The organism is Methylobacterium iners (assembly GCF_022179305.1).
GTDB lineage: Bacteria > Pseudomonadota > Alphaproteobacteria > Rhizobiales > Beijerinckiaceae > Methylobacterium > Methylobacterium iners.
In genome coordinates, this window is the sequence record NZ_BPQP01000057.1 from 21,695 (window position 1) to 33,676 (window position 11,982).

14 protein-coding genes are annotated in these 11,982 nt (G+C 61.0%); 10 read left to right on the plus strand and 4 right to left on the minus strand.

Annotation, left to right across the window (positions count from 1 at the left end; genetic code table 11):
* The first annotated feature begins 91 nt into the window (after positions 1–91).
* The 4 genes from MFF55_RS17390 to MFF55_RS17405 all read left to right on the plus strand — a co-directional run bounded on the left by MFF55_RS17390 (position 92) and on the right by MFF55_RS17405 (position 4,194).
* Positions 92–1,453, plus strand: a complete 1,362-nt coding sequence (locus tag MFF55_RS17390) for a pilus assembly protein TadG-related protein (RefSeq protein ID WP_238245365.1) — start codon at positions 92–94, stop codon at positions 1,451–1,453.
* A gap of 326 nt (positions 1,454–1,779) precedes the next feature.
* The gene (locus MFF55_RS17395) at positions 1,780–2,847 is read left to right on the plus strand and encodes a TadE/TadG family type IV pilus assembly protein (RefSeq protein ID WP_238245366.1); all 1,068 of its coding nucleotides are present in this window, start codon (positions 1,780–1,782) and stop codon (positions 2,845–2,847) included.
* Between the two features lie 25 nt (positions 2,848–2,872).
* Positions 2,873–3,478, plus strand: coding sequence for a TadE/TadG family type IV pilus assembly protein (locus MFF55_RS17400; RefSeq protein WP_238245367.1), 606 nt, complete (start codon positions 2,873–2,875; stop codon positions 3,476–3,478).
* Between the two features lie 2 nt (positions 3,479–3,480).
* On the plus strand, positions 3,481–4,194 hold the full coding sequence (locus MFF55_RS17405) for a TadE/TadG family type IV pilus assembly protein (RefSeq protein WP_238245368.1): 714 nt from the start codon (positions 3,481–3,483) through the stop codon (positions 4,192–4,194).
* Between the two features lie 1,178 nt (positions 4,195–5,372).
* Here MFF55_RS17405 and MFF55_RS17410 read toward each other — a convergent pair.
* Together MFF55_RS17410 and MFF55_RS17415 are read right to left on the minus strand one after the other, a co-directional pair.
* On the minus strand, positions 5,373–5,603 hold the full coding sequence (locus tag MFF55_RS17410; protein ID WP_238245369.1) for a hypothetical protein: 231 nt from the start codon (positions 5,601–5,603) through the stop codon (positions 5,373–5,375).
* 169 nt (positions 5,604–5,772) lie between these two features.
* Positions 5,773–6,036 carry a hypothetical protein gene (locus MFF55_RS17415; RefSeq protein ID WP_238245370.1) on the minus strand — a complete coding sequence of 88 codons (264 nt, stop codon included), beginning with the start codon at positions 6,034–6,036 and terminating at the stop codon, positions 5,773–5,775.
* A 703-nt stretch (positions 6,037–6,739) separates the two neighbouring features.
* Here MFF55_RS17415 and MFF55_RS17420 point away from each other — a divergent pair.
* Entirely contained in the window at positions 6,740–7,093 is a 354-nt protein-coding gene (locus MFF55_RS17420; RefSeq protein WP_238245371.1) for a hypothetical protein, read from the plus strand.
* 530 nt (positions 7,094–7,623) lie between these two features.
* Positions 7,624–8,061: a PilZ domain-containing protein gene (locus tag MFF55_RS17425; protein WP_238245372.1), complete on the plus strand. Its 438-nt coding sequence runs from the start codon at positions 7,624–7,626 to the stop codon at positions 8,059–8,061.
* A 160-nt stretch (positions 8,062–8,221) separates the two neighbouring features.
* Here MFF55_RS17425 and MFF55_RS17430 read toward each other — a convergent pair whose 3' ends face one another.
* Positions 8,222–8,422, minus strand: a complete 201-nt coding sequence (locus tag MFF55_RS17430; RefSeq protein ID WP_238245373.1) for a hypothetical protein — start codon at positions 8,420–8,422, stop codon at positions 8,222–8,224.
* 839 nt (positions 8,423–9,261) lie between these two features.
* Between MFF55_RS17430 and MFF55_RS26855 the strand changes: the two genes are divergently transcribed.
* Positions 9,262–9,393, plus strand: a complete 132-nt coding sequence (locus tag MFF55_RS26855) for a hypothetical protein (protein WP_283206763.1) — start codon at positions 9,262–9,264, stop codon at positions 9,391–9,393.
* Positions 9,393–9,659: a hypothetical protein gene (locus tag MFF55_RS17435; RefSeq protein ID WP_238245374.1), complete on the plus strand. Its 267-nt coding sequence runs from the start codon at positions 9,393–9,395 to the stop codon at positions 9,657–9,659. Before MFF55_RS26855 ends, MFF55_RS17435 begins: the two co-directional genes overlap by 1 nt.
* A gap of 48 nt (positions 9,660–9,707) precedes the next feature.
* Here MFF55_RS17435 and MFF55_RS17440 read toward each other — a convergent pair whose 3' ends face one another.
* Positions 9,708–10,010: a winged helix-turn-helix transcriptional regulator gene (locus MFF55_RS17440; protein ID WP_306421454.1), complete on the minus strand. Its 303-nt coding sequence runs from the start codon at positions 10,008–10,010 to the stop codon at positions 9,708–9,710.
* 155 nt (positions 10,011–10,165) lie between these two features.
* On the opposite strand from MFF55_RS17440, the gene MFF55_RS17445 reads away from it, so the two are divergent.
* Together MFF55_RS17445 and MFF55_RS17450 are read left to right on the plus strand one after the other, a co-directional pair.
* On the plus strand, positions 10,166–11,167 hold the full coding sequence (locus tag MFF55_RS17445; protein ID WP_238245376.1) for a zinc-dependent alcohol dehydrogenase family protein: 1,002 nt from the start codon (positions 10,166–10,168) through the stop codon (positions 11,165–11,167).
* Between the two features lie 100 nt (positions 11,168–11,267).
* Positions 11,268–11,921 (plus strand): SOS response-associated peptidase, encoded by a 654-nt coding sequence (locus MFF55_RS17450; protein ID WP_238245377.1) that lies wholly within the window; start codon positions 11,268–11,270, stop codon positions 11,919–11,921.
* The last annotated feature ends 61 nt before the right edge of the window (positions 11,922–11,982 follow it).

Genomic DNA, 11,982 nt, shown 5'->3' on the forward strand with positions numbered 1-11,982 from the left:
CAAATTTTCCGATAGGTCCGCCTTTCGACGCGGCGATTCAGGAATCCTCAGCACTCGGCGCCTCATGCTCAGGCTTGTGGGAGCCAAGAACATGCAACGAATTCGCGAGCTGGGTCGGGACCGGGGCGGCAACGTGCTGCTGATCTTCGGTCTTGGTCTGCCGGTGCTGATGGGCCTGACCTCGGCGGCCCTCGAATATGGTTCGCTGGTCAAGCGCCGCACCGAGCTGCAGCGCGCCGCCGACGGCGGCAGCATCGCGGGCGTCAACCAGTTCAAGCTCGCCAACACCGACGACGCGGCCGCCATCCGCGCGGCGATCGCCATGGCCCAGGGCCAGGCGCAGGCCTCCACGGACCGCCGGCCGCAGGTCGAGGCCGAGGTGCTGGGCAACCATTCCTCGGTCAAGGTGACGGTCCGCGAGAGCGTGCCGCTCGCCTTCGGCAAGCTCCTCAACGTACCGCAGGTGGAGCTCGTCGTGCACTCCACCGCCAAGCTCGCCGGCACCACACGCCTCTGCCTCCTCGCGCTCGAGCCAGCCGCCAAGAAGGCCTTCAGCGCCGAGCAATATGCCCGCATCGCGGCCCCGGACTGCTCGATCTACTCGAACTCGACGAGCCAGGAGAGCATCAGCGGCGGCGAAGGTGCCGTCGTGACTGCCCTGACGACGTGCTCGGCCGGAGGCTACAGGGGGACGAGCGCGAACTTCACGCCGCCGCCCGCCACCGGCTGCCCCACGCTCAAGGACCCGCTCGCCGACCGGCCCGCGCCCTCCGTCGGGCCCTGCGTCGTCCTCGACGCCGCCATCAACGCGAACGCTGCTGATGCCACCAAGCCGGTGAAGATCGTGAGGGGCACTTACACCCTGAATCCGGGCACGTATTGCAACGGCCTTGAGATCACGGACGGCGCCACCGTCACGCTTCGACCCGGCGTCTATGTGGTGAAGAACGGTCCCCTCGTCGTGAAGAGGAGGGGGTCCATGGCGGGCGAGAACGTCGGCTTCTACTTCACCGGGGACAGGGGCGGGCTCCTGTTCGACAAGGACAGCACCGTCAGCCTCACGGCGCCCAAGGACGGCGAGATGGCGAGCCTGCTGTTCTTCGAGGAGCGCTTGGTCTCCAGCCCAGCCGCGCCCCCCGAACCGGACGACTCCACAGGCCCGAAGCCGCCGCAGCCGCCCGCGCCGGAAACCAACACGCCTGTTCGCCAGTACCGGATCATCAGCGACAACGCGCGCACGCTGCTGGGCACGATCTACCTTCCGGCGGGCCGCCTGATCGTCGACTCGAAGAAGCCGGTCGCGGATCAGTCCGCGTACACGGTCGTCGTCGCCCGGCTCGTGAACCTCTACGAGGGTCCGAACCTCATCCTGAACGCGCGCTACGGCAGCAGCGACGTGCCCGTGCCCGACGGCGTCGGCCCGAGCTCGGCCGACACGGTCCTCTCGCATTAGGCGGTCACTGCCTGGAGATCGGCCCAGCCGAGGTGGATCGTGTGTGGCCCATCCTGGTGCAATCACGTCCTGAGATGCAACGACCTGCTCATGTTCGACGGTGCAATGAAACCAGCGAAAGACTTCGGTAAGCATTCCGCAAAGCACCAGTGCATTCGGCCGCTTGCGGGATGGAGCCAGAGTTATCGCACAGGACGCAAGAAGCAGGGCATTAACTGATGGTGCCTATATCACTACCGCTTACCCTAGTTCCAACTGCTTTTTCCAAAGCGGTTTGCTGGCGCGAGTACCGCAGTATGAGAAAGCCTGAGTCACGAGCGAAAGGCTTGGTCCGCCGAGGCGCACTCGGCGCGGACAAGAGCGGCAACGTCATTATTCTCTTCGCGCTCACCGCCCCCATACTCTTCGGCATCGGCGGCGCTGCGCTTGATTATGGAAATGCGGTGCGCATTCGCGCTGTCGAGCAGAGCGTGAGCGACGCGACCGCACTTCTCGTAGCGGGAGCTGATACGCCCCTTGCTCGTACAGAGGGCTTTAGACTTGCTGAAGCTCAACTGCGAGCCCGCTTGGGCGACCAGAGCAGCACGGGGGGTTACCGCATCTCCGGAGCTTGGATCGACAGCTCAAATTACAAGCTGACGATTTCTACCACGCTGAAGACGTTCCTGGTTCATCTGCTGCCCGGAACTTCAAGACAAATGGAAGTTAGCGTCTCAACGGTTGTTAACCGTGTCGCTCCTCAATACGCAACCGCTCCACCTACTTTAACTCAGCTATCGCCAGAGGCAGCCGACTACAACCGTATATATTTCTACTGCTACTCGTCCGATCAACAACGCCAACAAAGCGCTGATAGAGGCCGACGGGGCATTACCGCGATCGCGGACAATGCGCAACCTCCGACGGACTACAGCGCCAATAAGCCCCCACCTTGCGAGGCAAACGAGGCACCAAGCTACATGCTCAGGAACGTTCGCAACGCAAGAACATCACCCAGCAAATGGGACAAAGACAATGAGGAGGTATTTATATACTATACAGATACCGTTATTGATACCGGCGGTCTTGTTCAGACCATGAACCTGAACGGCTCGCAAGTTTTCAAGAATAGTCCGAGCATACCGGTGGACACACAAAGATACCCAATGCTTGAAACGATTGTGTGCGACTCGCTGTCAGCGTGTGTATCCCAATCGCTGGGTGGTATTTTGCCAAACAACCACGTCACTCACAATCCGCAGACTTCGCAGAGGAGCTGCGAAGAAGGCAAGTTTATGTACTATGGGTGGGAAGATCGACCCGGTGGCGATCGGGATTATGATGATATTCGTGTTGTTGTCTCCTGTCCCAAGCAGGTAAAAGTTTCCGATAAAAAGCTAAAAATTGTCCAGTGACCGCAATCATAGTTTGACGAGTGGCATGATCACCAAGCGTTTGCTTTTCTCTCTGAAAAAGGTGGCTTCGAAAGCGAAGCGCGTTCTCTTTGATGAAAATGGCGCGACTGCTGTAGAGTTTGCAATCATCAGCGTGCCGTTTTTTACACTATTCGCTGGTATAGTGCAGACCGGTTTGATGATGTGGGCAGCCCAGAACTTGGACGAAAACCTGCAGCGCGCGACACGGTCGCTTTATACGGGGAGCTTCCAATCGTCGGCTGCGCAGTCCAATTCAGCAACGGCTTTGGAGAGTCTCAAAAACCAATTGTGCGGTCCAAGCACTTCTAAAATAGCTACAGTCTTCTCATGTACTGACATCAAATTGGATGTCTCCGTTGCCACATCCTTTGGAGCTGGAAATATTCCAAATCCCGTAGACACGCAGACTAAAAATTGGAATTCAAGTTTCGGAACAAGGTATACCTGCCCTGAGCCAGGTCAGATTGTCGTAGTAACAGCGGCAGTGAAGTTTCCGATGTTCTTTCCCTTTCTGAATTTTGGCACCAGCCCATTTTCTGATGGTTCACGTCTGTTGCAGTCTACAGCGGTCGCGCGTACCGAACCCTATTCGTCCAGTTCGGGGTGCTAGGCATGGACGGGCATAAATCAATGCTGCTGAAAGGATTTCCATCAGGACGGCTCACGAGCCACGGGTATGCTTTGGGAGTGACAGGAGCAGGGTACCGCTTATTTGTTTGCCTTGTAACGCAAGATGCGTCCTTAGTGCGAACCTTCAAAGTTGCTCGTTCCGGAACGGCGGCTGTTGAGTTTGCTCTTCTACTGCCAGTGATGCTGGTTCTTTATTTTGGAATGGTTGAGTTCTCGCGAGGGTTCGATAACTGGCGCAAGCTTGAGGCCGCGTCCCGTGCAATTTCCGATTTGACATCTCAGGGCGACACCGAAAGCCCTATGCGCGCATCGACCATGAATGATATCTTCGCGTCTGCAAAGCTCATCATGCGGCCATTTGACGGATCTTCTGCCAAGGTCCGCGTCAGCGCTTTGGGTGTTGATCTTGTGAGATTTGGCCTAACAAAACCAAAGGTATGCTCAAGTTATTCGACAAGCAATTTTTCTCCCAGAGCTGTGGGCATGCCCTCAGATCTTGCAATACCGGCGGGCTTTCAAACGCAGGGGGCGCGCTATATGCTTGTGGAAATGTCGACTACTCACACACCGCTACTTGGAAGCACTCTCGTAAATCTTATGGGAGGGAGTTATGGATCCTTCGAAATGAGAGTGGTCGTACCATGGCCGGTAAGGACAGACGAGGAAATTGTTCTTCCCGGCGGGAGCAAATGTTAGTTTTTATTTGCTTTAGCACCGAAGCACTGCGCATTCACGTTCAGCTTTATTTGGTTCAAGCATACGCATTAACGAATTGGGTGAGTAGCGCACCGACAGTCTTTGCTCATAAAGATTGGAGAAATTTGAATTCGCCGTTGGTTAGTGGGCCAACCATGTCCTGAAGGTGGACAGTGTAGGCAGCGCCGACAAGCGACTACGGTATGATAGGCTCGTTCCCGAGGTCCGCGCGTACAGCGCCTGAGCTGACGAGCAAACCGGCAATCGGGTCAATTTGAGGAGCCCGGTTAAGCCGCCCGGAAGCAGCACGGCATCATGAGCCTCGGATGGGCATCAATCCGTACATCGCCGTCTTTGCGTCTGCCGGGCTCGTCGCCTTGATGACGGCGCCCGCACCCTCATGGGAAGGCTTGGCGATCAGCCTGCTCTGCCTTGTGGCTTCCGCCATCGGCAAGCTGTTGTGGAGGTCGAAGCCGAAGCCAACGCTCAAGCGCAAGTCACCTGACGCCATGATCTACCCAGAGCGTGCAGCGCCCGGCAGAGCGCCCACCTATGGAGCGCCGACTGCCGGAGCTGTGCCGATGGCGCCCCATCCAGCGCTGCTGAGGACCGTGAGAATGCAGACGTCGCGGCGATAGAAACGAGATCTTTCGAACGTGCGCGCGCGATCCTGCCGTCATCAGATCGGTAGTATCCAACTAACCGCCCGCTCCTGACTCGTCGTCCTCAGCCGATCCTTCAACGCCCGCGCGATGGCCTGGGTAATCAACCGAGAGGCTCCGAGCGCTTTTCGACCCGCGGTGAGGAACGGACTGCCGGCATCCGCCGTTCCTGCGCGATCCGACTGCAGTTAGGGGCGCCCAAGGACCAGTCCTGGGGCGAGGCGCCGCTCACCCCGTCCAGGGTATAAACCTGGATTCGGGTGAAACTTTATCCCGATCTGGCGTGTAGAAGCGGGACGATCATACGGCCCAGCTTGTGCGGGGGGCTCAACGATCCCCATCGACACGTCAGGTATCGGCACTTCCATGTCTCTCAACCACACACCAGGGTCCCACCCGCGCCGACGCCCGCGCCTGGCCCTGGTTATTGCTGTGTGCCTCCTGCCCATTCTGATCTGGATCGGCATCTACCTGGCCACTGGCAAGGTGATCTGGTTCTGACCCTCGAGGGCGCCGCTAGTGCTTCTCGCCTGCCTGGCTGAGGTACTGCCCTAGGAGAAAACCACCTTGCAGCGCCGCCAAGTGCGCCAGCAGGATCAGGAACTCCAGCCAGCCGAACGCCGAAGGAATGAGGTGGAGCGCCACGTATGCAGCTGTGAGGCACCCCGACGTGAATAGGATCATCCAGAGGCCAAAGCGCCAGCCCAGTGCGATCCCAGCGGCAAACAGCAGCGCGGATGTGATCATCCTGTCTGATCACCCTGATGGCGTTTTCACCCTCTTAACGTAGGGACGTTGCGCGTTTGACGATGCCAAGACAGGTCATCCGCGACAACATGGAACTTTTACGTCAGCGCTGCGGCACTCACGCTTGAACCCTGGACACATTCTGCCAACGCACCGGCTGCAGGAACACTCATCCCCTCACCGGCCGGGCGAGCAGGATCGCCTTGCGTACGACAGCCCGCTTGAGCCCTTCACTGGCTTCAGGATCGTTGATCAGCTTCTTTGCCGACGGCTGCGCGCGTACCGCCCACATGAGGTTGATGCTGTATCCACCCGCGAAGACGAACGTCGTTGCCTTCGAATCCTCCATGTAGGCGTCGACGGCAGCAGCCACTTCCGCCTCAAGGATGAGCCTCGCCTTGTAGAGTTCGCCGATGGTCTGTGGGCCTGCCATGCTCGGGAGGTGGACAGCGTAGGCTGCGCGGGCAAGCAGCCCCGCCGCCCGATCTGATTACGGGCTGGCGACGCTAATCGGCGCCGAACATGTAGATAAGGAGGCGCAAGGCCGCCCACCCCAGGAACACCGTCCAGGCAAGCGCGAGTCCTCCAGCGAGGATCAATCCGATGAGGGTGACGAGAGTGCGTTTACGCGAAGGAACGCCACCAGATTGTTCTGGTGACGGGGTAGCGCGTTCTGACGACATCGCGCTGCACCGCTGACCGCAATCTCGCTGAAAGGCCTGGGAGCACAGGACCGTTCCGACGCCGGGCTATCAGTCTGCAAGTAGACAGTCGGAGCACGTCCAACGGGTGCGAGCGTCCGACCAATGGCCGGCAACGTTATCGATGCGCTCTGAGCTTGTCTCAAACACATTAGGTAAGCCGGAGGCTGACCATGACCGTCGGTCCCGCCGAGACCTGCCGGGCAGCGCTTTTCTTTGCGTCGCTCGCTGGGCATCATCACTTGGTCCGGAAGCTTCCTTCCTGTTGCGCCCCAAATAGGCCCTGCTGTCTGCTCGCCCGAGCTACGGCAGCAGGGCCACCCATCGTTCAGCTCGCCCGATTCATGCCGCGGCGAGCGTCCTGCGCTGCCACAAACCTCAACAGGTTGAACTTACGCTTGTGGGCTGGATTGTACGGGCAACAGGATGGTTGCCATGTACAAAGTCGCTTGTGTTGGATTGGTTTTTACTTGTGTTGGTTTTGCCGCTATCGCCCAATCGGCAGCCGGTTTGGCGCTTGACAAGCTTGGCGCCTTGCCAAAGCCGAAGGGGCAGACCGATCTCGACACAACGCGGATCGTCTCGGTCGAGCGAGCGATGGTAGCCTCGACGGAGGAGCGGACAAGCGGGCTGTGGCAATCCTGGCGTGTTGCCGTGTGCCAGGGCTGCGGCATAGCAGATCAGCGGACGGTCGCCGAGATCAACCTGGCCACAGCCGCTTATGCGCGTCCGGGCGACACGGAGTTGCTGAGCCGTCCACGGGCACCTCAATCCTCTGAGGTCCGTTAACCACTTGAGAGCCAAGATCGAAGCGCGCCACGCATGCTCGTGAGCGAACTCCTCGCATCACGGCTCGAGCCGACCACGTCGAGCCCCTGATCTGCGCGCTCCACCCTCAGCCCGCCCGGCTCGTGCCGCGGCGGGCTTTCTCGTTTCAGCCGCCGCTGGTGTCCGAACCGCTGTTCACGGCCTAGCAGTTGTGACACCCGAGATTGCTTACCGGACCAGTTAGAGGCCCGCAAAGGGGAGCGCAGCCGAGTAGATCGGCTGGCCATCCTCAGCCGGCACCAGCACCGTGTATGGCATCATGCCAGCGCAGGACGGAGATGAAGTAGTAAATCACGCACAGTCAATGCGCGCTAACAAGCGTCGCTGGCGGACAATTACATAAGTTATTCGGCATGCGACCATGTGTTGATCAAATATGATGCACATAGGAGATTTAGGATCATCCTTAAATTCATACAAAATTAAGAGCGCGAATGTGAATTAATCCGTGCCCGAGAGATGGCAACTGAGCTACCATCCGGAGAAGCACAATGCTCGAAAACCGTAGAGTGCAAAGGCAACCGTGTGAGTTGTCGGCTCGGATCTACGTGCCACGACGCAGTAACCCAGTCCGATGCACAGTAACGGATATCTCTACCCTCGGCGCCTTCTTGCGCACCGATGAGAAGGCTAGCCTGCCCCACAATTTTGATCTGGTCATTGGCTCAGGGACAACGGCGCGAGCCTGCCGGACAGCACGCCGCGACGTTCGTGGGATCGGGGTCGAGTTTCTCCATCCCGTTCGTCACGAGATCGAAGACATCCTCATCGAGCACGCCTTCAAGGAGGAATTGGTGTTTGAAGCTCTTTGCCCTCCAGCCAACGGTGAAGGCCCCGTTGCAGCCCGACTAAGACGATCGGTCGACGCCATCATGGGATTGATGGAGCGACGCGAGGCCAGGGATTGGCACCATGGCGGCATAGCCTAGGCAGGTTCAGAGGCTGCCTAAACTCGACGTTCCGCCTTGGCAGACGCTCCGAAGGCAGAACGTCGAAGCAGTACCGATTGCGGCAGGACCCAGTGCTCACCGACCCGGGATTGGACGCCTCTCGGATTGCCGACCAACGTAGGCGCGCGGCACCACCTGATCACTCCGTCGCATCTGCGCTCGTCATGATCGTCAGGCCGTTGTGATCCGTCACGGCAAAGAGCACCGTCGCGGGATCGCGATCCAGGCTTGCGATATGCGCCGCCGCTGCCTCCTTCGCATCCGCGACTGTGTCGAACATATCCGGCAGCAGGTACATCGGTATCCCGGCATCCTTATCGGAGGAGGGGGGATCGGCCAACGTGATCTCAACCGAGTAGGGCATGCGACCACCATGTCGTTCAGGCTTGCTCGAACAGCCAAGCGGCCCCGCCGCCTGATCTGACACGGGCTGGTGAAGCTTTACACCTACTTTGACGAGAGCCGATGCCGTGCGTGCACTAACGGGCCGCGTCGAGTGAACGAAGGCGATCCCGGTTGCGTTTGAAGCTGGGCAGGATCCCACTCGTTACGCGCTCCGCCATTCCAACCCCTGGACCTTCATGCTGATCAATGGATTGTTGGCGGGCGGCATTGCACTTTTGCTGGTAAGTGGGTGCGCACGGCTCACCAATGCCCCCGCTGAGTACAGCGCCTTGCATCCAAGAGACCTGCCTAGTCGGAGCCTAGCTGAGATCGATGAGCAGATGCCTCAAACGACGAGGAGGCAGTCTCCGAAGTATCGCACTTCAAACCGGCAGGGCTCCTCGTACGTAGAGCCCTTCGCGGTCCTGGAGGCGTCCATTGCGGCCCGTCGCAATTGGAAGACGCAAAACATAGCCAACCTCGAAAACGAGCGGTCTCTGCTTGCCAGCAGCAGGGCTACAAAAGAGCAGGTCACCGGCTCGGTTGATAATACGGCGTCCCCACGTCAGTAGCCTCGTGACTTTCATTTGCGCTTGCATCAGCCCAGCCGCCTCGCTGGCGTGCCGGGCTTTCTCGTTTCAGCTCCTCCAAGCCATTCCGCGGTCCCATGACGCCGATGTCAGGCGAGGACAGGCGGTGCCGAAAAGCCTGGACCGACAGCAGTAGGGTCACTGCCTCTGACGCGATGAGCCCAAGCAGCGCTTAGGACGAGGGGAGCCAGTTAGGACGGGAACCATGATGGCAAAACCGAGCGCGGCGCTGACCAATGCTACCTTGGTGATCGAGAGAAAGCTGGCCAAGGCGCAGGATCAGGTCCCACACGGCTACATCCGGGCGGCGCTCGCCTCCAACGGCGAGGCTCGCTGATGGAGCGGCTGTGCGACCTGCGCTCGCGTAAGCTCGTCATCACCTGCTCTGTCTGCAAGCGGCGCGGTGAGTACAACATGGACCGGCTGCGCCGCCGCTTCGGAGAGCACGCCGACATCATGAACGTGTACCTAGCGCTGACCCAAACCTGCCGCTGGCAGCGCGAGCCCGGCCGCCGGACGCCGAACGTTTACGGCATCGGATGCCACGCCAAGTTCGACCTGCCGGCTGACACAGGTCGTGGTTCGCTGCCGTCGCGGACGTGAGCAACAGGCGGTACCGATCCTGGCGCCGCCCAGCGGCACTGCCGAATTCTATGCTCCTTCCAACGCCGTGGCCCGACCTTCCGACTGGAAACCCTCACCCCAGTCACGCAGGCTGATGAGCACGGGCTCGAGCGTTCGGCCGAGGTCCGTCAGCTCGTACTCCACCCTCGGGGGTACCTCCGGGTAGACGATACGGGAGATGATGCCGTCCGCCTCCAACTCGCGCAGTTGCAGCGTGATCATGCGCGGCGTGGCGTTCGGCGTCAGCCGGCAGAGCGCGTTGAAGCGCAGCCGCCCCTCCAGCAGATGGAACACCAGCACCGGCTTCCAGATGCCGCCGACGACGCTCATCGTTGCCTCGACGGCACAGCCCGTTCGGCCGGCCCGGCGGCGACCGTTCGCTACGGTATCATTCATGATAGTACATGTTCATTTTGTACGTACTCACTTTCTCGGAAACTACACGCTAAGTGCGATCCAGCCCACATGGCAAGGAGGATCAACACATGCGTGCCTACCGTCTCGCCGGCGCCAACGCCCCGCTGCGCCTCATCGATGCGCCTGAGCCCCAGGCGGGCCCCGGCGAGATCCTCGTCGATCTCAGGGCCGCCACGCTCAACTATCGCGACATCATCGTGCGCGAGGAGCGCTACGGTGGTGCGCAACGTGGCGATCTCATCCCGTTGTCCGACGGTGCGGGCGTGATCTCCGCCATTGGGGCGGGTGTCACAGACCGACGCGTGGGGGAGCGCGTCGCAATCGGCTTCATGCCGGCATGGACGGAGGGCCATTTCACCGCAGCCAAGCAGGCCGGGGCACTCGGGGGTGGCTTCGTCGACGGGGTTCTCGCCGAACGCATTGCGGTGCCGGCAACGGGCGTTGTGCCGATCCCCCAGGGCTGGTCGTTCGAGGAGGCGGCAGCCTACCCCTGTGCGGGCGTGACCGCGTGGCGGTGCCTGTTCGGTGGGCGCGGCGTCAGGCCCGGCGACACGGTCCTCGTTGAGGGAACGGGTGGCGTGTCGACCTTCGCGCTCCAATTCGCCAAGGCAGCCGGCGCCCGCGTGATCGCTACATCGAGCTCGGACGAGAAACTCGCTCGCGCGCGAGCGCTCGGTGCCGACGAGGTCATCAACTACCGCGCTATCGCCGAGTGGGGCACGCGTGCGGCCGAGATCGCAGGCGGCGAAGGCGTGGACGTCGTCGTCGAGGTCGGTGGCCCCGCCACGCTCGACCAAGCCCTGACGGCTGTGCGCCCCGGAGGCGAAGTCGCACTTGTCGGCGTGCTCACCGGGTTTGCTGGGCCGGTCAACACCGGCGCGATTCTGATGAAGGCGATCAGCCTGCGCGGGGTGTATGTGGGCTCGGTATCGGACCTGAGAGCCTCGATCGCGTCAGGCGTGCGGCCCATCATCGACGAAACCTTCCGCTTCGAGGAGGCAGACGCCGCCTACGCCCGCATCCGAACCGGCCAACACTCTGGTAAGGTAGCGATACGCGTCGGGGATTGATGCATCGGCAGCACCGAACAGAACTCGGCTGCCTCACGCGGCGTCGTCGCTACTGGGTCAACCCCGATTGGCGACGGCAGGAACTCGCCGAGGACGTGAGATGTGCAACCTCTACAGCCTGAAGACACCTCAGGCCGCGATCCGCGAGACCTTCGGCATCGCTCCCGCCGACGATCGCACCGGCAACCTGCCGCTGCTGCCAGGGATCTTCCCCGACCAGATGGCGCCGGTCGTCCGGGTCGAGGAGGGCAGCCGCGTCTTGGAGATGTTCCGATGGGGCATCCCCGGCCCGAAGGCGTTTGGCGAGCACCCGGTCACCAACGTGCGCAACGTCGCGAGCCCACATTGGCGGCCATGGCTAAAGCCCGCCTACCGCTGCTTGGTGCCGGTCTCCTCCTTCTCGGAATACGCCGACACCAAGCCGCGAAAAACGCCGGTATGGTTCGCTCTGACCGCGGAGCGGCCACTATTTGCCTTCGCCGGCATCTGGCGGCCCTGGACGGGGGTGCGGGGCACCAAGGCCGAGAACCCGGACCGTGTCGAGGCCGAGCACCGGCTCTATTCGTTCCTGACCACCGAAGCGAACGGAGTAGTCGGGCCGGTGCACCCGAAGGCCATGCCGGTGCTGCTGACCACGCCCGAGGAGTGGCGGACCTGGCTGGAGGCGCCGACCGAGGAAGCGCTTGCCCTGCAGCGACCGTTGCCCGACGCGATGATGCGAGAGGTTGCGCGCGGCGAGCGGCGGGACGGGTAGATTACCACCATCCTATCCAAGCGCCGCTCGCCCAGCCGAGATAGGTCCAGAAGACGCCGTG